The following is a 23294-nucleotide window of genomic DNA, read 5'->3' on the forward strand; positions in this document are numbered from 1 at the left end:
GACGCGCAAGATCCTCGATCGACGCGACCCAGTCCATCTCGCCGGCGATGTCAGCCGGCGACAGGACATGCTCATGAGAAGGAATCAACATGATGCTCATTGCTCTGCTTGAGATGCCATTCAGTCGGCGACGGAAAACATAGACGAGGTCCTCCGCCACCTTCCCAACACCGCCGCGTTCCCCGGCAACGAGGGGACCGAAGTCCTCGCAACGAAACCGATCCGACAAAGCTCTTCCTCCTAACCCGCTGGACCTCCGACTTAACGACCTGGGACAGGGGTTCGGAGATGGCTAAGCACGCCGAAGTGACCGCAGGGCTTGGAACGCTTGTGTACTTCTGTGATCCGGCCAGCGCCTGGCAGCGGGCTTCGAACGAGAACGCCAACGGTTTGCTCCGCCAATACTTCCGGAAGGGAGCGGACCTCAGCGCGGTAGAACAAGCAGAAGTCCGTTTCGCCGCTGATGAGATCAACGGGCGGCCGCGTGCCGTCCTCGGGTGGGACAGTGCAACCGTTCGGTTTGCTTCCCTCCAAGCGGTGGCTGCGCTTCAGGACACGGCGGTTTCCGCTGCCCACAATTGGGGACAATCCTCATGAGTTATCCACCGCTGCGGCTGCCAGGGAGCTACCCCGATGGCTCCCAATTTCAGCCGTGGATAACCAGAATTGACCCCCAGCTGTGGACAGCTGGAGTGTTGGATGGGGAGTCCGTTTGGGGAACGCTGGGCGGGCGCTTTCTCGGGCGGGTCGAACGCTTCGATTCCGTGGGATCTCCCCTCAAGCTGGGCCGCGGGACGGCGGCCGCCGCAGTTTATGGATACTCATCTTCCGGCGCCATGTGTCGCTCGGCGGCTTTCGCGGCGGGATTCGTATACGGCATCGCGCGATGCGTTCTCGTTGAGATGGGTCTTGCTGGCCGCTTTAAGACGCTGGCTGCTGTTCCAGAAGATGGGTCCGGAGCTCCTCTAAGGTCGGCGGATTTGCCCCCGGGCGCCGCACGGTGATGGCGGCGGCCATGGAGGCGGTGCGTCCCAGCTGCTCCAGGACAGCGGGCGCGAGGCCATCGGTCCCGCGGGTGAGGAGTCCCAGGATGAGGGCTGCCATGTAGGCGTCGCCGGCTCCTATCGTGTCGGCGACCCCGGATGTCACTGATGGGATGTTCAGCCGTGTCGCGGCTGTGGCGAGCAGTGAACCCTGTGAGCCTTTGGTGATGACTGCCAGACCGGCGCCCAGCCCCAGGAGGTGCGCGGCGGTGGCATCCAAATCCTTCCGGGGGTAGAGCCACCGTGCGTCCTCATCGCTGAGTTTGACGACGTCCGTCAGGTGAACCAGATCTTCGAAGATGGACGTTGCCTCGGCGTGGCTGCCGAGCAATGCGGGCCTGATATTGGGGTCATAGGTGATCGTGCATTCGTGGCGGCATTGCTGCAGGAGTGATTTGACCGCGTCGGCGCCCGGCGCGAGAAAAGTGGCGATCGAACCGGTGTGAAGGATCTTCGGAACGTAGGCGGGAGCGACCGGGGCAAGGTCCCAGGAAATGTCGAAGTCGTAGCTGGCGGACCCGTCCGTGGCGAGCGTTGCTGTCGCCGACGCTGTTCTGCGAAGGGAGTATGAGCCGGGCAGGAGCGTCACGCCGGCGCTGAGCAGGTGCCTGTCGATGGCGGCGCCGCGTTCGTCGTCGCCAATTGCGGTTAACAGCCCGGTGTTGATGCCGAGCCGGCCAAGCCCATAAGCGACGTTGGCGGGTGAGCCGCCCGGGTGTTCACTCGTACCCGCAGGCGTGGTGACGATGTCGATGAGGGCTTCGCCGACAACGATGACGTCCGGGAACGGCCGGGCCGGTAGGGCGGCCTCGAGGTGGTGCATGTGCTGTCTTTCTTCAGGTGGTGTGCTGCCGGGCTCACGGGTCATGATGCGGCATTCAGGCTGTGGCGGCGGCGATGCTGGGGGATTTTGCTGTGGCCTTGAGAACCGTGAGGTCTGCGGGCGGCACCTGCCGCTTGCCCGCAACGACGGGACCGTTACGCGTATTGAGTGACATTCAGGTTTTTTATGGTTGCTGTGCCTCCCACGGCGTATAGCGAGACGTTGGTGCTGGTGGCGGCTGGGAAGATCAATTCGGTCAGGGTGACTTGGCCTCCCTGGGCGAAAACCTCGACGGAGCAGCGGTCCACATAAACGGTGAGCTCGTAGGAACCGTCTGTCGTCCGGATCGGGGCAGTGTCGATGGAGGCGAAGGATCCGTGGAAATCTGTTTGCCCGGACTCCCTGCGGTCAACGACGATGAGCCCTTCCGTGGGCCGGATCCCGATGCGGGTTCCCCGCGCTCCGTCGCCGCGGACAACAAGACCGAATTCCTTGGCTGTTCCAGGCGTGAGGGTGAGCTTGATGCGTTGGACGCTGCCGGCTGCACCGTCCAGGAGGTGCTGATCGTCGGATATTTCGACTGCCGCAAGACTGAATGACGGGGTCTGCCCAGCGTGTGAGGCCAGATCCCCCGCGGCCTGCTGGGCCAGCTGCCAGCTCCCATCCACGCTCTGCAGGGACACTTCACGGACCAGGGACATTGGACTGCGCCACGGGGAGGTGGGTATCTCGTTGGCGTACTGCCAGTTGTTCATCCACGCGATCATGAGCCGCCGGCCGTCGGGAACGTCGCTGAAGGAAACGGCGGCGTAGTAGTCCCGGCCCCAGTCGAGCCACTGGTACTCGCCGAGTCTGTCCGGGTCCTGCAGGCCTTCGGTGACCGTGGTGGTTGAGGTGAACGTGGTCCCGTCGAAGTCTCCCACGAAGTACTGCCCGGCCGACCCGCCGTTGGGACCCCCGGGATTGAGGTTTACTGTCAGGACCCATTTCAGATTTCCCGGGTCACCATCGACAGGCAGCGGGAAGAGGTCCGGGCACTCCCACACGCCGCCGGTCGCGTTCTCCGGGCCGAAGCTGCTCAACAGCTCCCAGTCCTTGAGGTCGTGGGACTTATAGAAGACGACTTCGAAATCCTGGGCTTCCACGGCCACCATCACCCAGTAGCTCCCGGCGTCTGACTCGTAGCGGAAGACCTTTGGATCGCGGAAGTCGGCTGACCCCCGGTTCAATACGGGATTGCCGTGGTGCTTGGTCCAGGTGTAGCCGCCGTCCAGGCTGTAGGCCAGGGACTGCGCCTGGATGCCGTGGTATGCGGAGGCCATCTTGTAGGCGCTGGTGTAGACAGCGACCAGCGGCGCCGCGGAATCCGTGCCGAACCCGCTGGTGTTGGCCACGCGGACCGCTGACAGCATCGGGAACCTGTTCGGAGTCGCCACGTACTGCGAGGGAGACGTGAGCTGCACGTTCTACCGGACCAAGGCCCGGCAGTGGGAAGCGATCACCGAACAGGCGTTCTTCTCGTGGAAGAACGGACAGGCCCACGGCCCGGACGACCTGCCGGAAGCCGCGGCCGAACTTCCGTCCCGCTACCGCCAGCCGTATACGGTCAACGTCGCCTAACTAGCGTCACAGCCGGTGCCCCGCCAAACAGCGGCCGGGGCACCGGCCCCCACCGCACCACTTGAGAGGACAACACCTGATGAGCACCTGCACGGCCCTGATCATCCCCGCCGACGGACACTAGCCGGCTCGGGTCGAAACCATCGACGCAGGGTTGGAGAATCTGCAAACCCTCGTGGCCGGAAACATCGAAGCCGTGAGCGGCGATGACTGGCACTTCTACCTGAACGAGGAAGGCAAAATCCTGAACCTTGCCCCTAATCGCCGTGCCGCGCTCCTGGTGTTTGAAGACACCGGAGTCCTGACCGATGTGTACTGCGGGAATGTGGTGTTCCTGGGCGAGTCGGACGAGGCCGACGTGCCCGAGGAATTGATCGACTTCGCACAGCAGTTGTTCGGACTGCACCAGCCGGTCAGCTGACACCTGAGGCGGTGGCCGGTCCCGGCGGGTCGGTCACCGCTGGCGGTCCGCCGTCGTGGCCGGCTGCCGCTTGTGGTTGCCGGCGGCGGACCGCCAACCGCCCAGGGTTTTGGGCGGGAACCCGGAGTGGCGCGGCCAGCCACGCGCTGGATAATAGTAGAGAGATCCGGGGTGCTGGTGAATGGTTCGCAGAGCTCACCCAAATACGGGCGTCCGCTGGCGCGGCCGGCTGTTGGGTCCAGGGTGCGCTCCGAAGCCGAAAACGAACGGACCAAGGCGGTAGCCGCACGCACCGATGAGTCCGTCGCCCGGGCAGCCGTCGCCGGGGCGAAGATGGACGACCGGGCAGCAAGCGCAGCACAAAGAGAACCGGCCTACGGCTCACCTGAAAGGCGCCAGCACCTCGCCGAGAGCTTCGAAGGCAAAGGCGACCGCGAAGCCGTCGGCGCCAGACTTCCCGTGGGCAAGGAGCAGGGCGATCAGCAGCGCCCGTCCCCCGTGGTCCAGGTCGGTCACCCACACCAAAATGTCCCCTCTAAAAGCGCGCCAAATACCTCTGCGATTCACAGCACTGGCACTTGTTCGGTGGGGTGGAGCCGGGTCAGCTTTCGAAGGCCGTGCGGAAGGCGGTGAGGGCGGTGTCCCCTGCCTCCGGACCCTGGCCGCCGGAAGCGCCGGCCTCGAGGCCGATGACGCCGGTGTAGCCGGCATCCCTCAGCGCCGTCGCAACGGCGCGGTAGTTGATCTCCCCGGTGCCGGGTTCGAACCGGCCGGGAACGTCGGCGACCTGGATCTCTCCGGTCCAGGGCAGGGCGGCCCTGACGAGTTCGATCAGGTTTCCTTCCCCGATTTGGGCATGGTAGAGATCCAGCATCATCTTCACGTGGGGGTGGTCAAGGACCGAGACCAGCGCCAGGGTGTCCTTGGCCCGGGCCAGCGGAATGCCCGGGTGGTCAAGAATTGTGTTGAGGTTCTCCAGGGCAAACGTCACGCCGTGCTTCTCGCCCAGGGCGGCAAGGCGTTCAAGCGTGCGAAGACCGGTCAGCCACATCTGGCCGGTGGACCGGTGGACCGGACGGACGGCCAGGCCGCCCTTCCCGAGCTCGGCGGGGTGGACCACCATCCGCTCGACGCCGAGTTCCAGTGCTGCGGGTATCAGCTTTTCCGCCGAGGCCAGGACCTCGGCGGCGCTGTCCGGGTCGATGAGGCTGCCGCCGAAGTAGCCAGTCATTGAGGAGAAGCGGGCGCCCGTGGCAGCGAGGGCGGAGATGTCCCGTTCCCGGGTGTCCCAGAGCTCCACGTCGAAGCCCTGCTCGTGGATCCGGTGCACGCGGTCGATCAGGGGCAGTTCGCCGTAGACCATCTCGGCGCACACGGCCAGGCGGAAGCTCATGCGCTCTCACCCGCCTGGTGGAGTTCGGGCTCGGCGGCCCGCAGTTCGGCGATGGACGCAATATCCACCGGGGCCCCGGTTTCGGCCGAGCGCATCGCCGCCAAAGCCACGGCCAGGGCATTCCGGGCATCCGTGCCACCGGGGGCCGGGGTGCCGGGGGCCTGGAGGCCGTCGCGGCGTGCTTTCACGGCGTCGACGAAGTGAGCCAGTTCCATCGTGTAGGCGTCATGGAAAAGATCCACATTCAGCCGCACGGTGGCGGCGCCGATGCCGGCCGCGGTGTAGCTCGTCGCGCTGGAGGCCTGAGGTCCGCCCGCGGTAACCATGCCCGCGGATCCGAACACCTCACCGCGCACGTCGTAGCCGTACAGGGCATTGAAGTTCGCTTCGGCCACCGCGATGGCGCCGTTGCTGTACGTGATGGTGACGACTGCTGTGTCAAGCAGTCCGCCGGCCTTTGCCTCCGGGGCGACCAGTGCGTCGGCGACCGCATGGACGCGGACGGGAACGGTGCCGGGGTTCAGCCAGTTCAAGGTGTCGAAATCGTGGATGAGGGTTTCCAGAAAGATCGTGCCCGGCGGAATCCGCTCCGGGTTGGCGATTCCTGCCTTGCTGCCCGGGTCGCGGGTCAGGGACCGCAACAGCTGCGGGGTTCCGACGGCACCCTCGTCGATGAGCTTCCGTGCTGCGGCGAAATCGGCCGCGTAGCGCCGATTGAACCCGAACTGGACAATCACCCCGGCAGCGTCAGCCGCGCCAAGGGCCTCGTCGAGTTCCTCCACGGTGCGGCCGCCCGGCTTCTCGCAGAACACGTCCTTGCCCGCCTGCGCCGCGGCCGCGATCAGCCCGGAGTGGAACCGTGCCGGTGCCGCGATGAGGACCGCATCGATGTCCGGATCGTTGATCACGTCGGCAGCGTCTGCGCTGATCCTGGTGACGCCCAACCGGCTTGCCAGGGCCTCCACAGCAGGCAGTGCCGGATCAGCGATGGCTTCAAGACAGGCGTGGGGAGTCCGGTGGGCCACGGACTCCGCGTGGAAACTTCCAATCCAACCCGCGCCGATCAAAGCGATACGGACTGGCCGGTCTTCGCTGACCGGATGCTGAAGGTAACTCATGATGACTCCTGAAATCGAGGGTCTAGATCGTTCTAGTAGCCTTATGTTTGCATGTGATGCACGTCATTGTCTAGATCGTTCTATAGACTTATGGCAACGAGGAGGGACATGACAGAACAGCAGCGCCGCCCGACCCTCATGGATGTGGCCGAGGCAGCCGGCGTCTCACGGGCCCTGGTCTCGATCGTGATGCGCGGCGCGCCGGGCGCCGCGGAACCCACCAGGCAGAAAGTCCTGGAAGCTGCCCGCGAACTCGGCTACAGGCCGGACTCCCGGGCGAGGCTGCTGCGCAGCAGCAGGACCAAGCTGCTTGGCCTGAGTTTCTCCAGCTCCCAGCCCTTCCACGCAGAAATAGTCGACGCTGCCTACGCCGCAGCCGCGGCCAGGGGATACGAAATAGCTCTGAGCGCCGTGGCCAACGGCCGGCCTGAGACGCGTGCTATTGAGTCCCTGTTGGATTTCGGATCCGAAGCGCTCATCCTGATCTCTCCGACCCTCAGCAACCAGGACCTGGCCGGATACGCGCGCCAGGTGCCCATAGTCAGCCTTCTCCGGGATGACGTCGATGCGCACGTGGATTCCGTAAGCAGTGACAACCACGCCGGGATCCGGATGGCCGTTGACCACCTCACCGGTCTGGGTCACCGCCGCATCGTCCATGTCGACGGCGGAACAGCCGTCGCCGCGAACGAGCGCAGGGCAGCCTTCCGAACCGAGATGCTCCGCCATGGCCTGGAGCCCGTCATTGTGCCCGGCGGCCCACATGAAGAAGACGGAGTGAGAGCCGGCCAATTCCTAAAGGCCGATATTCCCTCTGCTGTTATCGCTTTCAACGACAGGTCAGCCCTCGGCCTGATGGAGAGCCTTCGGGCGTCCGGGCTGCAGGTCCCTTCGGATGTATCCGTCCTCGGCTACGACGATAGCCAGTTCGCCCGGCTCAGCTACGTACAGCTGTCATCCATCAGCCAGGATGCCCCGCTCCTTGCCGCTGCTGCTGTTGAGCGCGCCGTGGACCGTATAGAAGGAACCCAATCGCCAACCCATGTCGTCAGAACACCGCACCTGGTAGTCCGCAGGACCACAGCCCCGCCCCGGTCCCGGGACGCTGCCGAAGTGCCCGCCAAGCCGCAAGCCGCAGCACCCGGTGAAGGCCCGGCATAGGCGACACCAAACCGCCAACTCATCCTGCGATTTAACCGCCAACTCTGGCTAACAATCCCAGCTTGACCTCCATCTGGGTTTACCCTTACTCGTCACCTGGGGACACGAATAGGAGCACCGGGCCTACCTGACACACACCGTCCGACGTTTCGGCGAGTACGTGCTCGATCTCGCTCCTCCCGCCCGAGCGCGTCGGCCTCGTCCAGCTCACGGACGACGCTGCGGGCATCCGGGGCGTTTGCAGACTGCAGCGCCCCCAGGGAGCGGTCCTGGGATTCCTTGACGTCGTAACGGACTTCGTCGTAATCGGTTGCCACTTCGGTGATTCTCATTTCTGACGTTCTTCTCTGACGGGACTGCAACATACACCAATGCGCCGGTATTCCCCTGTCAGGAGAACCCGGGGGTGGGGTTTGAAGGCCGGAGCTAGCCGACGGCCCTGACCGGGGATCCCGTCCAGTCGTGCAGACGCCTTCGGACAGTGCGTGCAGACGACTTCTGAAAGTGACAGCGTTCGCGGCTGTGAATGGTCGTTCAGAATGGCGGTTAAATCGCACCTTAGGTTGGCGGTTCTGCGGCTCCGTTCGAGGAACCATGGAGGGGGCCCGTTGGGCTTCCCCCGACCGCCCGTCCACTGCCATCTCAGCAAAAGATCCTTAGTGCGTATCCGGTTAGCTCAGGTTGTGTCAGCGACACTCAAAAGAGAGCCCCAAACAGACCTGTTCGTCGCCGAACCCTTCCTGGTACTCCAAAATAGTCCGCGATTAGCTCAAGTCCGAGCGTGCACCCAGCCAACCTGAGCAGACCGGATACCCACTAGATCCTTTATCAGGACGACACGGCCCAGTGCTCCTATTCGTGTCCTCAGGTGACAAGTAAGGGCGGACTCGGAGTCGCTACCGATGGTTTCCGTTCCAATGTTCCCCATGGGCCGGGATGTCCTCGAATCCGAGGCCGAGAGCGTCCGCGGTGCGAAGGTAGATTTCAGGGTCACAGCCGATGCGCGGGGTTCCGCCTCGTTGGAGCGTCACCGCTCCGGTGCTGCGCTGCTCAGCTGCGCACCGCCCGAAGGCCGAGCACGATGAGCCAAGCGAGCATGCTCAGGTTGAATGGTCCGGCCAGGAAGCTCAGGCCAGCGAAGATCCCGGACGATGCGGCAGCGAATCCGAGCACTCCGGTGAACACGCCCCAATAGCCGAACCATAGTGGTGCGCCCAAGTCGCGCAGGAACCCCATCCCTGCCGTAAGCGCGCCGAGCCCCAACACGCCGAAGGCGAGCACCGACGCGGATGAGGCCACGGCCCAAAGTGCATCGCCGGCGGCACTGTCCGACCCGCCCGAAGCGGCCATCGGCCGGATGATGCCGTCGTAGAGGCCGATCACGAGCAGGTTCTCCACGAGATGGATCGTGGCCGCCAGCGCCAGCTCCCCTGCGCCGACGGTGACCAGTGTCGAGCGGTGTCCATACCGAGCCATCAGCCACCAGGAGAATCCGGCGAGGATGACCATTGCAAGAATGAGGACCCAAGCTCCCGCGATGGCGCGATCGATGCTCACTACCCGTTCGGCCAGATCCGCCGCGGAGTGGTGGGCTTCGGGCATGTCCGCACCGGTGAACCAGAGAGCGAGGCCGACAACAGCCGCGGCAGCGAAGCCGATTGCGGTGAGGCCGCCCCAGCGCGCGAACCCGGCGGAGGTCATGGCCCCATGCTACGGCAGGCCCGCTGATATGAGTTGAGGTAGTCCTCTTCACAAACGTCTCCGGAGGTGTCAGAAGGGATCCATCAGGTTCCATTGAGGATCAGGCGTTGACGCGCCGGTCCTCCGGATCTGAGCAAAAACATCCACCCTCGACTCCATCACTGCCTTCCACCATCGGAAAAACACTCTGACGGAATCAACGGTGGGGTGGGCTCAGGTGAAACTGCGATTAATGCTCCGGCGAGTCGCGAGGTGGGCTCAAGTCAGACTGCCAAAGTGGTACCCACTCAAACTGCCATAATCACGCGATCGTGCTCGAATTCCTTCGGCATCCCCTTCTTGAAGTGGCGGCCGCCGAACGGCTCATCCTTCAGGTCCTCCGGGATGTACGTGACCAGCAGGTCCGCCCTCGGGACGGGTCTTCGACCACACACGCCCTCTGAAAGGAAGTAGCGTAGGCGGTTCACCTTCCCCCGCTAAACGGCCAGGCTGATTCGGCCACGCAGCCGTGGCCCAGTGGATGGCCCCGGGTGTGACCGTTCATTCAATATGGCGGCATGTCGCAGCCCAAATGGCGTTTCTGCGGGGCCGTTCGAGTGGCCATCGCGGTGGCGGCCCGTTGGGCTTTCCCGGCCGGTAGTCAGTTGCCGATTTAGGAACTGACGGACACTGGCCCCTTAGCTTGTTACAGCCTCATCAAAGGATCCTTTATCAAGATGGCACGGCCGGCACGGCGGGGGTTGGTCGAAGCCCTGCATTCCCGGCGGTTCCCGGGGTCCTGCCTTGTCTCAGTAATGTGTCTCACTTACGCTATTCTCAACAAAAGGGAACTTAGCCTTTGATGAGCTTAAGAGGGAGTGGCATGGGGAGTATCGGATATGCGAGGGTCAGCACTGTGGACCAGAACGCGGATCTGCAGCATGCGGCGCTGAGAGTCGCGGGCTGCAACCGGATCTTGCGCGTATTGGGGATCGCTGCCTCTCGGGAAACCTCCGGCGGCCGGATGCTTCCGGCCGGGTTTCGGGTAGGCCTGACGGATGGAGCTTTCGATGAGTGAGCGTAAGACGGTGACCAGGATGCTGGCCCTTGAATATTCGCGTGCCGCACGCAGGCGCGAGTCGCACATCCTGGACGAGCTCACTGCCGTGACAGGATGACACCGAGACTGTGCAAGGACGGCGTCACAGTGAAAAGAAGAACGCGAACCCAACCTACAAGAGGGGGTGCGGCTTCCACCCGCTGGCCGCGTTCATCGACCACGACGCCGACGGCACCGGGGAACCCCGGCGGGATCTGGCCCGCACGGTCGGGTTCGGCGTCACCCCGGCCATGGAGACGGTGCTGCCGCTGGTCCCGGCCAAGGGCCGGGACGGGCGTATAACAGTGACGGGTTTGAACGCCACGGGGCCTGGGTCGCGGACATTAGCGGCATGCTGGATCTCACGTCCTGGCCGGCAGGGTTGCGGGTGATCATCCGCAAGGAGATACCCCCACCCCGGGGCCCGGGGCGCAGCTGCGGATCACCGACATTGACGGGATGCGTTACACCGCGTTATGCGTTAAACCGCGTTCGCAACCAACCAGGCAGGCGGCCAGTGGGGCTCGATTGCTGATCCGCGCGCGGAGTCAGCCACCCCTTTGCTGTGGGCCGGGAGACCCTCCCAACCGTAGGAACGGGGCGGGTCTGCCACCGGTTCCGGATGAACCGATATCCGGCCGGCGTCGTCCTATATCTAAGGAGGCAGAAATGTCCGATCAGGAGGCCGAGTTACTGCGTTCGCTGCACGAGACCTACGGCCCCGCGTTGCGGCGATTCGTTACCAGACTTACCGGTGACCGCACGCTTGCGGAGGATGTCGTGCAGGAGACCTTGATCCGCGCATGGCAACATCCGGCGGTTCTGGAGCGCACGGAGGCGGCGGTGCGGGCGTGGCTCTACACGGTTGCCCGCAATCTGGTTATCGATGACCGGCGCAGCGCCCGGCGGCGCCATGAAACCGGAGCCGAGCGGCTACCGGAGATTCCAGCGGCGGATCGGATCGACAGGATCTTGGATGCGTGGCTGGTATCGGATGCTTTGGCCGGATTGTCCGCCGAGCACAGAGCCGTAATCGTCCACTCGTACTATCAACGAGAGACAACGGCCGAAATCGCGCAAAGCCTTCAGTTGGCGGAGGGAACGGTGAAGTCCCGGTTGCACTATGCGCTGAGGGCTCTGCGGCTGGCTCTGCAGGAAGGAGGAGTGACTCCATGAGCCAGAACGGAATGGATGAGTACCGCCGCTGGGATGCTGCATATGTGCTGGGATCCCTGCTTCCCTCTGAGCGCCATGAGTTCGAGGAGCACCTGTCCGGATGCGCCGGATGCAGGGCCGCCGTGACCGAACTTGCCGGGCTGCCGTCACTGCTGGCCGCTCTTTCACCCGAGGAGGCACAAGCCCTCGGGCGGAACGACGGCGTCACGTCCCCGCCCGGGCTGCTCCCCGGGCTGGCGGAAAAGGTCCGGCGGCGGCGGCGGCGGACGCGTCTGGCCGTTGCCGGACTTGTGCTGGGCGCCGCAGCGGCGTCCGGGGCGGTGACCGTGGCGGTCACGGCCCCCGCGCCGCCGGCCGTGCAGACGCAGGCCTCATCAGCAACGGCCCTGAACTTCACCCCTGTAGTTGCCAGCGCGCTGGCTGCGAAGGGATCCCTCACCGGGCAGCCGTGGGGAACGCGGATCGACTGGGAGTGCACGTACACGCTTTCCCCGACCGAGTACCCCTCACAGGCAGGACCCGGCGACACCCGCACCCCGGAGGAGTACAGTCTGATGGTTGTCGACTCCCAAGGCGTCACGACACAAGTGGCGAGCTGGACGGCGACCCCCGGGACGGTGGCCACGCCGACGGCGACCACCGGCATCCGGGCCGCCGACATCCGCCGCGTCGAAATCCGTGCCGTTGGCAGCGGAAGGACACTGCTCAGCGCCCGGCCATGACTGCCTGGCTGTAACGCGCGCTGCGCGAAGGCGCCCCCGACCGTCCCCCCAGGCCAGGGGCGCCACGGGGAGCCGAGGTGTCTACTCCTTCAGGGGCTCAGTACCCGGAGGGTGCCCCTGCAACCTTGTCACCGGCGGGGGTAACGGCCCACCAGACTCCGCCGACGCCCTGACCCTGGACATCGCCGGCCGCCGTGTCCTTGCCGTACGTGTACACCGGCAGACCGTTGACGGTCACCTGCAAGGAACCGTCATCGCGTGTGATGGTCCCGACCTTGCCCGTTACCCCGGCCGCCGCAGGCGTCGATGACGTGGCCTTGACCGCCGGCCACAACGCGGCGCAGCCGGCATTGCAGGTGCTCTTGCCCGTGTTCGCCGTGTCCTTATCGAAATGGTAGACACTCATGCCCCGGCCATCCACCACGATGGTCCCCAGTGAGGTGCTGCCGGTTTTCAGTACCGGCGCGGCGGCCGGGGCTGGCGTCGTCGAACCGGTGGTTGCCCCCGCGCCGGCGGACGAAGAAGCGGCCGGCGATGACGCCGCCGGCTGGGACGACCCGGTGGCCGGCGTCGAAGACGGCCCGCACCCCGTCAGGGCGGCCAGGCCCACGGCGCCGAACAGGACCACACAGCCGATGCCTTTTTTCATGATCGATTCCTAACTTCTCGTCCACGCGGTCGCATTTACCGGCCACACCAATCACACGATGCCGGAACCGGGACGGTTCACCGGTCCGGGAAATTACCTCCCGGACCCGCGACCGTCCCGCGCGGTGTCGTCCGAACCCGCGCGTCGAAGAACCCCATTGCCGGGCCAGGGCCAGGGTGTGCAGTTCGTTGACTATCCGCACGAGCGTTCCGGGACTCGCGCCGTCCAACGCTGGAAACCCCTGCAGAGCCCGATTTAACGGAAATTGGCCGGACGACATCACGGCGTTCCTGCTGTGCCGAACAGGCCGACTTCATGTCCAATCAATGGCGGGCTGCGTCTGCAGCCTCGATCTCGGCCATGAGCACCCGAACGCTTCCCATGTGGATTAAGGCTCGGCATGCTCACGGCGGTTCTGAAGCTGCTGAACCGGTCACCATGTTCTTTCACAGCGGGGGTTGGCGCTCAGCAGTAGTCTCACCCGGTCGTACTCATCCCGCTCTGGGTGTGGACTATCGCGGTGGGGGTGCTCTTGGTGCGCGCGGTCCGAAAACATGCCACGCACGCCGACGTGACGCACTCAGCCGGAGGCCGACACAGGAGGAGGACCCCGGTTCGGTAGCGATTGGTTCGGCCAAAGCCCTGAACGGCGGCCCGCTGGGCGGGGCTCAACGCCTGGATCGGTGCCCTGCGCTGCCCCAGCGGTATCGGCTGGTGAGAGGGACCCGATGTGGGCGCTGCCGGCGGTGGTGGCCGGCCCCGGGCGCCCCGGAATTCCCCGGACAGCAGGGAGCCTTTCGTCCTGGATGAGTGAGTCCTCCGTCAATTCTGAACAGCGAGGCAATCCACGATGAATCGATCGGATTTTGTTACGTTTACATTCGGCAGCGCGGAGTGGGCGTCATCGCAACTCGGGGCCCCGACGGCGAACCGCGGGCTGCCTAGTAGCAGATGTCGGGCAGCGACCCCCTCGAAGGCCAGAAATAGAAGGCGAACGACGGGCCGTGTTCACTGGGGTCGCCTACTCTGCCAGATATGAGTCCACTGCCTGCTCCAATAGGGAGCTGTAAAGGTCCCAGGATTCGGTGGGAGAGGCCACGACCAGAACACTGCCGCCACGGGTGCCTTCAACAAGGCAGGCTATTTCGTGGTACCGGTGCGCGCCGATACGGGTCACATAGCTATCGGCCACGCACGAACCTGTGCCCCCACGGAAAACCATTCCAGTTCGGCTGGACATCCGGGTCGCGGATGCGGCATTCTCGCCCGTTAGGTGGTCGAGGCGGAACTCGGGCCAATTGGCCAGCGACTCTTCGCCCTGCTGGGGTGTGGAGTTGAGGTAGATGTGGAGGTCACCGTTCGGCGCGGTGATGGCCGCGGATACGCTGCCGGGGTCGCCTTGCACCGGAGTCGCATCGGGTGGGATGGACAGCACCGCCGTTCCATCTGAAAGTTCCATGGTTTTCCACCCGGCTGGGGGGGGGGCGGCAGCTTGGAACCAAGCAAACGGTGTTGCTTCAGACGGAGCAGCAGGCGGCATCTGGTTCTGCCCCGGAGAACTGCAACCACTCGTGAGCACCACCGCGGTGGCCCCCAGCAGCCCGACGAACAGCTTTGCCCTTCGGCGATCCGGCGGACCTCCTGAAAACCTTGCCTTCGAGCTGACCAAGCGCTGACGCGACAAGCCGATGACCGGATCTTTGGAAATGTCAGTTCTGATGCCCGGACATTCCGGCTGGCCGTGCGGTTGGAGCGCCGCCTCCATGCTACTTGTTGCCGTCACCGTCGTCCGGGCCTCCGTTGTTGTCGGCATCATGGTCGTTGCCAAAAGGGGCCGGAGCGGGGAGCGGGACCACCGGTGGTGGGGCCGGAGCGGGGAGCGGGACCACCGGTGGTGGGGCCGGAGCGGGAGGAGGAACCACCGGTGGCGGAGTGGGTTCCGGGGTCGTCGTCGGGACCTTGGGCGATGGTGACGGGGTCCCCGTGGCGGGGACTGTTGTGACCGTGGATGGACCAGGTGCTGGAGTGGCGGGATGTCCGCCGAAGCAGGCTCCCAGCAATAGGGTGGTGCCCAGCGCCGCGGCGGCAAACACCGGGCGAGGATTCTTCATCGTGCCCTCCTCAGGGAAGGCCCGACATGGAACGTCGGGCTTGTACCTAAAGACGATCCCGGGAGCCTGCTGGTTCAACTCCGGGCTCGATCCCTGCCTGCCAGCGGATCCCCGGAATGAACCAGTGTTTTCAACGGGTGCGGGCCGGTGTTTACGAAGGTCGATGTGCGCCGTCCTGCTGGAACCCAGTTGGGTGAAGTATTCGTGCCTGTAGCCCAGGTTGGCCGGGCGGCGCAGTTCCTGCCCCGTCGGTCTTCGCGACTGAGCCCGGCGTGACCACCCGCTGGGCAAAATCGACCACGACCAGCTTTCCGGGTGGTGTGGGTTCCAGACGGATCCGCCCTTTCCGGTTCCGGCCGAGACTTTCGGCGGTTCCGATACGGGCGGTCTCGATGACCGCGATGGTGTGGCCGGCGCGCCCCAAGGCGGCGGTCAGACCGGCGATGACCGCCACATGGACCTCCACGCCCCCGCCCAGCGCGGGGAGTCGTTGGTTCCGGCGGTGGCGACGCAGAGGGAGACGGGTTCGCTTTCGAGCTGTTCACTGCTCGTTGGGGCAGCGACTGCGTCTCCTCCGGATCTTCCGGGGAATGTCCGGGCGTGTTCGGGCAGGATCAGGATCTGCCGACGCGGAGGGCTGTCAGTAATACCAGCACGACGGTGATGACAGCGGACAGGCCATGCCCATAGACGACCGGCTTACGGGCGGCCCTGGTACGCTGCATTCTCGCGCGAGGGAAGCCAGCCCCCTTGCCGCGTCATTTTGTTGCTCCGGCCTTCTTCCCCTTATCTTCGGGTTATGGAATTGAGCGAAGACACGTTGGCCCGGGCCGCAGACACGTTGCGCGCGTGGGCGCACGACGAGGGGTTGAAGGCACGAGTGCTCGCGAATCCCACCGGAGCACATCTCGCCGCGCGACTGGCAAAGCGGTACATAGCAGGCGAGGACGCCACCGCTGCCTTGGATTTGCTCCAGGTGAATACTGCTCGCGGACACCGCGGGAGCATAGAGCTCGTCGGTGAGTCTGTGCGTCAGGCAAACATCGCCGACGAGCAAACCGAGGAGTTCATCGAGTTGGCCCGCCGCATCGGCGCCGCTCCTGAGACTGCCACGATCTCCTTCGACCTCTCCCACGTCGGTTCTGTCGTCTCCGCTGATCTCGGCTTGCGCAATGGCTTGGCTATCGCGCAGGCCGCCCGGAAGGCAGGGACGTCGATCATGATCTCGGCAGAGGGCTCGGACCGGACGGACCTGGTGCTCTCGATCTACGAGCAGATGGCTAACGAATTCCCGGAGACCGGGATCACCCTCCAAGCCAGACTGCACCGCACACCCGCGGACCTGGACCGAGTGATCCAACGACCCGGCCCGATCCGCGTTGTAAAAGGCGCATTCCTGGAATCGGAGTCGGTCGCCTTCTCCCGTGATTCCGGACCCATGACAGCCGCATACATCGAAGCATCGGTGAAGCTGGTCCGGTCGGGGCACCGTGTGAATCTTGCCACCCACGATCCTCAACTAGTTTCACGTCTGCAAGATGAGTTGGGTGATGAGCTACGGGAAGAGCACGTGGAGTTCGAGATGCTCCAGGACCTCGGCACCGAACTGCTCGACTCGCTTCGACGGCAGGGCTTCGCGACACGCGAATACATCGTCTATGGTCCGGAATGGTGGCTCTACGTCATCAACCGCATCGCGGAGCACCCCGAACGTGTCCTCGAGGCGATTGCGGACATCGGTGTCGTTGAGTTCTGAAGATCGCGAGGCCCTGGTGGCCTAGAGAAGTCCTTCATGTGCCCGGTGAGGGATCCCTCACCGGGCAGACGGGTAGGTGCCCGGGCATGCCTGCTCATACGATCTTAGATATGAGTCGAGTCGTATTTATGTGCGGGCCAGCAGGAGCGGGCAAGTCCACTGTCGCTCGTCGGTTGGAGGGTGAAGGCATGGTCCGACTTTCTTTCGACGAAGCCGCATGGAACATGGGACTACGTACCATGCCCTTGGATGCGGAGACTCAGCGCTTGATCGAGGCAGCATTCAGGGACCGTACGGTCGCCCTCATCAAAGAAGACGCAGACGTTGTCCTCGACTTTTCCTTCTGGTCGCGAAGAATGCGTGAGAACTACCGCGATCTCCTAAGACCGCTAGGCGTTGAGCCGGAAACCATCTACTTGGCAACGCCTCGATCTGTAGCCCTCGCGCGTATTCGTGCCAGAACGATAGAGCACGCGGACGACTTCCACTTAAGCGAAGAACTGGCCGCCGAATACTTCGATCACTTCGAGGTCCCGACACGGGAGGAAGGACCGTTAACCGTCATCTCCGGCGCTTAGCGCCCATAGACTTCAGAACACGTTCTGAGTTAGTGTTGGTATATGAGCGCAGCAACAAAATCACGAAAGACCTTCCAGTCTTCCAAAACCCCAGTGACATCCCAGCCCTTCAAGACCCGGACGTCGTTCCAGTCTTCTGAACTGAGCCGCTCCTCCGCTGATGTCTTTGCAGCAGCGGCAGACCACCCTGTCCGGGTAACCCGCCGTGACGGCGAGTCCCTCGTGCTGATGTCCGAGAGCGCAGATGCGGCACGCATTTCACTGCTGGAACTGGCAGCCCAGCTCGTTGCAGTCTCAACAAGCACGGAGGGAACGCTTGCAGCCCGTATGAGCGACCGCTTCCCGTGGATGCTTGCCCTGAGCCCAGCTGACCAGGAGACTTGTGCCGATGATGTCCTGGCGGCAGCGAGGGCGTCCTTTGCCACCAATCAGCCCCATCTGGCCATTGCAGAACTGACCTCATGGCGTGAGACTGCCACGGCCATCGCAGCCGGCCTCGGCAAGGAACCTGTGGAGTGGCTCGACGACTCGGAAGCCGTCGAGCGTCCGTAGAGCATGGCGAAGAGTGAGAAGAGCGAAAAGGTTGAGCGGCCGACGAAGAAGAGTGAGTACGAACTTCGGTTTGCCTCTGTCCAGGCGCGGCGTGGCTGGACAGATCTGAAAGCCACGATCAGGAATCCCCTGGTCGATGCCTGGGATTTTCTGACGCACACCCCTGAGCAGATAACACACTTCAACTACCCTCTACGCGGTGAGCTGGGTCTTGTGAAGCGTGGCGGGGCCTCCCATGAGCGGTGGCAGCACAAGCCCACACTCAAGGGTGATGCCCGCATCTGGTTCTACGTCGTGGATCAAGTGGTCTTTCTTGAGCAGGTCCATACAAGCCATCCCAACGAGACCAAGAGTTGAGTGATCACGCATCCGTGAACAGCACGGCCAGCTCTGACCACGGGACGAGGCTGCCGACTCAATAACGGGCCCTTCACTATTAGTTTGTGAGGCTGGAAATCTTGTCGCCTGACACTCAGCATGGCGGCGGGCCCCGGGGTCAGGGAAGAACCGTCCGGGGCTGCACCGCTGGCGGCGTGGGGCGGATCACTTTTCGACACATACGGCATTGATTGTTGCGTGACCATCGCTGTCGGATGCCGCCACGGACGGCCCCTCGTCGTGCGACAGGATCGCCGGTCGTTTGAGCGGTCTGTTGTCATTCAAATCGCGGGGAAAGTGATTTCGCTCCAGAGGTTGCCGGGTCCGACGTGGACTCGGGCGTCGGCGACGGGTGTATCAGCCCTGACGATGTGGGTATTCAGTCCGGTCAAAGCGGTCAGTAGAGTCTCGTTGGGGATGTCGCCCCACTGCTCGACTTTCCCGTACGGGAGCATTGCGTAGGTTCCGTGATTGCCGATGGCGTTGGTGACGTAATCGCGTGGTGTGGCGTTGTGGGAGCCGTGGTGGCCGATCTTATAGAAGGCAGGCTCTGACACGAGGGCGCGGGCTGCGGGGTCTTGAAGGATGTGGTCCCAGGCGCCTTGTTGTGAGTCGCCCACGAAGACGAGTCTGGTGCCATCGACGTCGAGAACGAAGAAGATGCTGGTGTTGTTGACGGAGCGCTCGAGGATGGATGCTGCTGCCAGAAGTTCGCTGGTGTCATCGACGAGGGTCGGGAGGTTGAGGGTTGCCAGAGTGCTGACGAGTTCGATTCCGATGTCATGACTGACTTCGTCGGGAGTGACAGTGTAGATCTCGTCGAAGATGGGCTTGGCCGGCGTCTGGTCGCCAGCGGATTCGCTCGCGGGTTCGGCGTCTAAAGCCTGTTGCATGGCGAGCCAGCGGGCGGACGTGGGAGGGTTCATCCGTTTGAGCTGGTCAGGGTCACGTGAGGGTCCGAGGACATGCACGTTGACCTCTGGCAGTGATGTTCGGATGACGTTGGGCCGGGCGAACTTGTCCGGGAGGTAGCGGATCTTCGGGACGTTGAGGAAGTGTTTGTTGTTGCGTCCGAGCAGACGGTCCATGGCGTCCTCGTTGCCGAGCGAGTTCAGGGCCAGTGTGTGGGCGAGCCCGAGAGCGAGGGTTCGCGTTTCGTCGTTGAGCGCAGCGGGCGCACGACCGATCAGGGTGTTCAAGCTTTTTGCTGCGCGGGCGAGCCCGTTCTTAAGCGTTTTGGCGTCGTCGTCGGAATCGTCTTCGACGAACGACACCCAGACTTCACCGACGTGGACCTTGTCCCAGTCGTCGTAGGCGAATCCGGTGATGTGGTCGGCGTGGTGGTGTGTTGCCACGACCACGTCGAGGGTGGGTGGTGTTCCTGGTGCGGCCGCCTCGGTGAGGTCGGAGACGATCGCACGGACGACGTCGAGGAGCGGCCGCGCCTTGCCCTGGCTGTGGACGCCGCAGTCCACGAGCATCCGCCAGGCCTGATCGTCCTGCGTGACGGTAATCAGGAAGGCGTCGCCGAAGCCGACGTCATACATGCGGACGGTGACGGAGGATGCGGGCATGGTCAGGCTCCGTCCTGGTCGGCGTGCAGGCGGGCGAAGGAGAGTCGGAGTGTGGCGGGTTCGAGGGTCCATGCCGAGAGGGCGTCCCTGTCTTCGACGTCGCCCATCCAGTCGCGGATCGATGCCAACCGCTCGGTGCCGGCCTTGTCGAACCCGAGTGCGCACTCCTTGAGGTCCCCCGACAGGCCGTCGAGTTTTGTGCGGTCCGAGAGTGGCAACGGTTTGGTGACGAGGAATTCGACCCGGCCATCCACGCGGGCGATGACGGTTGTGCCGGCGCGGATCGCTGCGCGCTGACTTCGCCGGATCTGCGCGCCGGTGTCGTCGGTTCGCTGATCTTCCAGGTCGTCTCGACGTTGGGCGAATTGGATGGCGATGATCGGTCGGGGTTGCCCGTCGGAGGCCTGGAGGTAGGCGGCCCGGGCGCTGACCATTTCGATCTTCCCGGCGGCTTTGTCCAGGCCAAGTTCGTAGGCGTGTTCCTCGCCCCAGTCACGAATGCGTGCCAGATAGGGTTTGTTCTTCGATTGCGCATTCAACTGGGCATGCGCGGCCTGGCCAGGGGCCGCCGGGCCCGGGACTGCTTCCCCGGAGGGAGGAGTGGTGCCATGGTCGTCGGCGAAGGAGACGGTGCTGCCGGTGTCAAGGTCGAGGGTTGCTTCAAGGATCAGCGGTGCCAGGTCGACGGCATTGATTCCACCGCTCAGGTTCAGGTCCAGTGGCGGTTTGGACCAGACCAGGGCCTCGTCGGCGAGGGAGGTCACTCCTGCCGGGTAGATGCCGCGTCGACGCAGTGCCTCGACAAGAATTGCTCTGAGGTGTGCGACATCATCGGGGTAGAGTCCTTGGTCGGCGGTGACGATCGCCCGGACAACATCGCCGAAGGTCACGTCGACGACGGGGAGGTATTCGAACGCCCGGACCACCATTCCCAGGAACCGGTCGGCGTTCATCGCCGCCGCGGCGGTGACGCGTTTGACCAGGTCTGTCGGAAGCGCCCCCGGCGGGAGGACACCGGTGCCTGCACTGGCGATTCGTCGGAGATCGGCGATCTGGGACGTGTAGGTGTCAAGGAACGCGTCGAAGACGGCGGCGACGAAGCATGCACCGCGATCGTGTGGTTCAACCGCTTTCAGGAACGCGTCCGGGGTACGGGGGGATCCGATCGCGGACCTCAGTGCTGCGCCGCGGCCGGTGGACTCGCCGAACTCGGCTGCGAGATCCAGGAGTGCCGACCCCTTCTCGAGTGTCCCTTCTGATTTCTCTACGGCATCGGAGACGACTTCGGGGAAGCCGAAGTGGTTGAACAGCGCAACGAGGTCGGCGAATGCTTCATGCCATGCCAGCACGTCAGGGTGAGTAGGTTCGGAAAAGTACTTGCGCATACGGTGCACGATGGCGTGGGTGATTTCATGGGCGACCACATCAACGGACAGGCAAGTGAACTTCATCTGCCCCGGCAGGTTGGCACCAGGGTCCCTCGAATCGGCACGGAAGTAGCCGAGGAGGACGGCTCGCCGATCCTTGTCGAAGTAGGCGTTGCGTCCCTCGAACGCATGCGGGACGATGCGGAGTTTGTCGTCGCCACGCCAGCGGAAGCGGAAGCCGCCGAACCGCTCGACTCGTTCGATCACACTCATCGCCACGGCGTAGACGACTTGCTGGTGGGTTCTGGGGTCGCTTTCCGAGGGCTGCATACCCCGTTGAGCGAGGATTGCGGCGCCGTTCAGGTCAACCGGCAAATACCAGAGGCCACGAGCCGCGTCATAATCGACGACTTTCAAGAGCCGACCGGCCGGCCCGGGTCTAAGGTTCGTTTCGAAGGGGATGTCGATGGTGAGAAACCTGCCCGACAGACGGGTCGACATCGGATCGAACGCGTACGCACGAAGCAGCCGCCGGGCCGGCAAGGCGGGTTTGGGCCGGTCCCTCTTCGCGGCCGTCACTGCTCAGCTCCAGGCGAGGCCGGTACCGTTGGTTGCCCGACCCAGTCCGGATCGACCCAGACTACGTTGGCCGGTGCTTTAAACGTTGAATCGGCCAAAGCGCGGGTGTTCACGCTGGCGTGGACGAAGGCTCCGGCGGGGACCTTTCTGTTGCGCGTGCCGAGGAACACCCATGCCCAGCCGGGGCGGTGCAGCTCCGAGGTCGCGTCAGCAGGTGTGACCGCGCAGGCAGCCCCGACGGCACGGGATCGAACCAGCAAACCCTCGGCGATACCACCCTCGATGATCCACTTCAGGGCGATGGTCGACAGCCGGGGGGCAGGAGTCTTCTTCCCCGGACGGGTTACCTGGCCGGCGGGTGGTTTGTCGACGAAGGTTCCTCCGACGTCGCTGTGCACGCCGGCGAACCAAACCTCTTCCAAGGATCCGTCCGTGCGGGCGTCGACCAGGGACTCCTTGAAGGGGGCCCGCTTCTCATGGATCGACACCGCGTGGCGGATCCGCACGGCGTTGGGGAGTTCGCGGGTGAACGGCCAGCGGATCTCCCAGCGGAGGAACCCGGCGGCCTTGACCGTGTCCCATACGCCCAGATACTTCACCGGCACCGTCGAAGTGCCGTCGACGTGCCGCGCGAACACTTCTGACGTGAGGTGGACTTCCTTCTGGTCCATCTTGTCTTCTCCGCCCCGGCGGGCATAGGTGGCGACCACATACGGAACGAGGTTCTCGGAGCCCGGACGCATCACACCGATGGCACGAAGGATCCCCACGAGGGCGCGGGCCGTGTACGCGCCACGGCTGAACCCGAAGATGTATACCTGATCGCCGGGCGCCCAGTTCTGCATCAGCCACGTGTAGGCCTCCCCCAGGTTCTGCCGCAGACCCCACCCGAATGCGAGGCCGCCGAGCCTCGAGAGTGACCTGGCGAGAGGAGTCCACGCGCCGGCGGACGCGAACGTGCCGACCCCAGGGTCGTAGTAGGCGATCTGCTTGGTGGGATCGGAATGATCGAGCAGCTCGTACAGCAGGAGGACGTTGGTGTTCTCCTTGGCCCGTAGCTGCGCACCGGTCCCATCCAGACACACCACCAGATTCCGGGACATCTGACACCTCCCCGTCGGGCACCTGCCTCACCTGAAGCCGATCATCCCCCTGGTGGGCGGGCAAGGGAAGAGGAATCTACGAAACGGGGCCAGCACTGAACCTTGCCAAACGCGGCACCAACTACCGCAATGCCACCTGCGACAACACCCGCGCTCGAACAGCCGCAGAATCCACAAGAAACTGGTCGGGCAAACAAGTCCTAGCGCAACAGCCGAGCGGCGTAAGCGCGGAAATGACTCGTAGTGCGTAGACGGTTAGCTCAGGTAAATTGAGGCAATGGACCCACCCGGCTTTCCGCGGACGATTTTGGGAGTACCAGGAGGGGTTCGGCGACGAACAGGTCTGTTTGGGGCTCTCTTTTTGAGTGCCGCTGACACAACCTGAGCTAAC

The 23294-nt window shown here is 64.1% G+C and carries 21 protein-coding genes and 3 pseudogenes; 11 read left to right on the forward strand and 13 right to left on the reverse strand.

The annotated features are described in order from the left end of the window. Positions 1-108: 108 nt before the first annotated feature. Entirely contained in the window at positions 109-597 is a 489-nt protein-coding gene (locus ACQCSY_RS09745; RefSeq protein WP_427135770.1) for an IS30 family transposase, read from the forward strand. 324 nt (positions 598-921) lie between these two features. On the opposite strand, the gene ACQCSY_RS09750 is transcribed toward ACQCSY_RS09745, so the two are convergent. Together ACQCSY_RS09750 and ACQCSY_RS09755 are read right to left on the reverse strand one after the other, a co-directional pair. Next, a complete protein-coding gene (locus ACQCSY_RS09750) occupies positions 922-1866 on the reverse strand; it encodes a carbohydrate kinase family protein (protein WP_427135209.1) in 945 nt (314 codons plus the stop codon). Positions 1867-2021: 155 nt separating this feature from the next. Next, entirely contained in the window at positions 2022-3260 is a 1239-nt protein-coding gene (locus ACQCSY_RS09755) for a glycoside hydrolase family 32 protein (RefSeq protein WP_427135211.1), read from the reverse strand. On the opposite strand from ACQCSY_RS09755, the pseudogene ACQCSY_RS09760 reads away from it, so the two are divergent. Together ACQCSY_RS09760 and ACQCSY_RS09765 are read left to right on the forward strand one after the other, a co-directional pair. Then, positions 3250-3486 (forward strand): annotated as a pseudogene (locus ACQCSY_RS09760) (hypothetical protein); the annotation flags it as partial. The gene ACQCSY_RS09755 and the pseudogene ACQCSY_RS09760 overlap by 11 nt on opposite strands. Before the next feature lie 139 nt (positions 3487-3625). Beyond that, positions 3626-3907 (forward strand): annotated as a pseudogene (locus ACQCSY_RS09765) (DUF3846 domain-containing protein); the annotation flags it as partial. A 381-nt stretch (positions 3908-4288) separates the two neighbouring features. On the opposite strand, the gene ACQCSY_RS09770 reads toward ACQCSY_RS09765, so the two are convergent. The 3 genes from ACQCSY_RS09770 to ACQCSY_RS09780 form a co-directional block, all read right to left on the reverse strand. Next, positions 4289-4423, reverse strand: a complete 135-nt coding sequence (locus tag ACQCSY_RS09770) for a hypothetical protein (RefSeq protein WP_427135213.1) — start codon at positions 4421-4423, stop codon at positions 4289-4291. Between the two features lie 85 nt (positions 4424-4508). Then, entirely contained in the window at positions 4509-5300 is a 792-nt protein-coding gene (locus ACQCSY_RS09775) for a TIM barrel protein (protein WP_427135215.1), read from the reverse strand. Then, positions 5297-6418 (reverse strand): Gfo/Idh/MocA family oxidoreductase, encoded by a 1122-nt coding sequence (locus ACQCSY_RS09780; protein ID WP_427135217.1) that lies wholly within the window; start codon positions 6416-6418, stop codon positions 5297-5299. The genes ACQCSY_RS09775 and ACQCSY_RS09780 overlap by 4 nt, the downstream gene beginning before the upstream one ends. Positions 6419-6526: 108 nt before the next feature. Between ACQCSY_RS09780 and ACQCSY_RS09785 the strand changes: the two genes are divergently transcribed. After that, positions 6527-7579, forward strand: a complete 1053-nt coding sequence (locus ACQCSY_RS09785; protein ID WP_427135219.1) for a LacI family DNA-binding transcriptional regulator — start codon at positions 6527-6529, stop codon at positions 7577-7579. Between the two features lie 185 nt (positions 7580-7764). On the opposite strand, the pseudogene ACQCSY_RS09790 reads toward ACQCSY_RS09785, so the two are convergent. The 3 genes and pseudogenes from ACQCSY_RS09790 to ACQCSY_RS09800 form a co-directional block, all read right to left on the reverse strand. Further along, positions 7765-7896, reverse strand: a pseudogene (locus tag ACQCSY_RS09790) (DUF4193 family protein); the annotation flags it as partial. A 733-nt stretch (positions 7897-8629) separates the two neighbouring features. Continuing rightward, positions 8630-9280 carry a hypothetical protein gene (locus ACQCSY_RS09795; protein WP_427135221.1) on the reverse strand — a complete coding sequence of 217 codons (651 nt, stop codon included), beginning with the start codon at positions 9278-9280 and terminating at the stop codon, positions 8630-8632. A gap of 287 nt (positions 9281-9567) precedes the next feature. After that, positions 9568-9747, reverse strand: coding sequence for a hypothetical protein (locus ACQCSY_RS09800; protein ID WP_427135223.1), 180 nt, complete (start codon positions 9745-9747; stop codon positions 9568-9570). 395 nt (positions 9748-10142) lie between these two features. Here ACQCSY_RS09800 and ACQCSY_RS09805 point away from each other — a divergent pair, with 395 nt between their 5' ends. The 3 genes from ACQCSY_RS09805 to ACQCSY_RS09815 all read left to right on the forward strand — a co-directional run bounded on the left by ACQCSY_RS09805 (position 10143) and on the right by ACQCSY_RS09815 (position 12256). Then, a complete protein-coding gene (locus ACQCSY_RS09805) occupies positions 10143-10337 on the forward strand; it encodes a recombinase family protein (RefSeq protein WP_427135225.1) in 195 nt (64 codons plus the stop codon). A gap of 690 nt (positions 10338-11027) precedes the next feature. Further along, on the forward strand, positions 11028-11534 hold the full coding sequence (locus ACQCSY_RS09810; protein ID WP_427135227.1) for a sigma-70 family RNA polymerase sigma factor: 507 nt from the start codon (positions 11028-11030) through the stop codon (positions 11532-11534). Further along, positions 11531-12256 (forward strand): anti-sigma factor family protein, encoded by a 726-nt coding sequence (locus tag ACQCSY_RS09815; protein ID WP_427135229.1) that lies wholly within the window; start codon positions 11531-11533, stop codon positions 12254-12256. The genes ACQCSY_RS09810 and ACQCSY_RS09815 overlap by 4 nt, the downstream gene beginning before the upstream one ends. Before the next feature lie 97 nt (positions 12257-12353). Here ACQCSY_RS09815 and ACQCSY_RS09820 read toward each other — a convergent pair whose 3' ends face one another. Continuing rightward, a complete protein-coding gene (locus ACQCSY_RS09820; RefSeq protein WP_427135231.1) occupies positions 12354-12905 on the reverse strand; it encodes a COG4315 family predicted lipoprotein in 552 nt (183 codons plus the stop codon). 1021 nt (positions 12906-13926) lie between these two features. After that, complete coding sequence (locus tag ACQCSY_RS09825) at positions 13927-14364, reverse strand: hypothetical protein (RefSeq protein WP_427135233.1); 438 nt, start codon at positions 14362-14364, stop codon at positions 13927-13929. Positions 14365-15815: 1451 nt separating this feature from the next. On the opposite strand from ACQCSY_RS09825, the gene ACQCSY_RS09830 reads away from it, so the two are divergent. From ACQCSY_RS09830 to ACQCSY_RS09845, 4 genes are all read left to right on the forward strand, one after another. After that, entirely contained in the window at positions 15816-16772 is a 957-nt protein-coding gene (locus tag ACQCSY_RS09830; protein WP_427135235.1) for a proline dehydrogenase family protein, read from the forward strand. A gap of 128 nt (positions 16773-16900) precedes the next feature. Then, the gene (locus ACQCSY_RS09835) at positions 16901-17350 is read left to right on the forward strand and encodes an ATP-binding protein (RefSeq protein WP_354250874.1); all 450 of its coding nucleotides are present in this window, start codon (positions 16901-16903) and stop codon (positions 17348-17350) included. Positions 17351-17392: 42 nt separating this feature from the next. Continuing rightward, positions 17393-17902 (forward strand): prevent-host-death protein, encoded by a 510-nt coding sequence (locus tag ACQCSY_RS09840; protein ID WP_427135237.1) that lies wholly within the window; start codon positions 17393-17395, stop codon positions 17900-17902. 3 nt (positions 17903-17905) lie between these two features. Further along, positions 17906-18259 (forward strand): hypothetical protein, encoded by a 354-nt coding sequence (locus tag ACQCSY_RS09845; RefSeq protein WP_427135239.1) that lies wholly within the window; start codon positions 17906-17908, stop codon positions 18257-18259. Between the two features lie 302 nt (positions 18260-18561). Here ACQCSY_RS09845 and ACQCSY_RS09850 read toward each other — a convergent pair whose 3' ends face one another. The 3 genes from ACQCSY_RS09850 to ACQCSY_RS09860 all read right to left on the reverse strand — a co-directional run bounded on the left by ACQCSY_RS09850 (position 18562) and on the right by ACQCSY_RS09860 (position 22903). Then, positions 18562-19854, reverse strand: a complete 1293-nt coding sequence (locus tag ACQCSY_RS09850) for an MBL fold metallo-hydrolase (protein ID WP_427135241.1) — start codon at positions 19852-19854, stop codon at positions 18562-18564. 2 nt (positions 19855-19856) lie between these two features. Beyond that, positions 19857-21551 carry a hypothetical protein gene (locus ACQCSY_RS09855; RefSeq protein WP_427135243.1) on the reverse strand — a complete coding sequence of 565 codons (1695 nt, stop codon included), beginning with the start codon at positions 21549-21551 and terminating at the stop codon, positions 19857-19859. A 245-nt stretch (positions 21552-21796) separates the two neighbouring features. Continuing rightward, positions 21797-22903 carry a T6SS phospholipase effector Tle1-like catalytic domain-containing protein gene (locus ACQCSY_RS09860; RefSeq protein WP_427135245.1) on the reverse strand — a complete coding sequence of 369 codons (1107 nt, stop codon included), beginning with the start codon at positions 22901-22903 and terminating at the stop codon, positions 21797-21799. Between the last annotated feature and the right edge of the window lie 391 nt (positions 22904-23294).

Source organism: Pseudarthrobacter sp. S9, assembly GCF_050156545.1.
Lineage (GTDB): Bacteria > Actinomycetota > Actinomycetes > Actinomycetales > Micrococcaceae > Arthrobacter.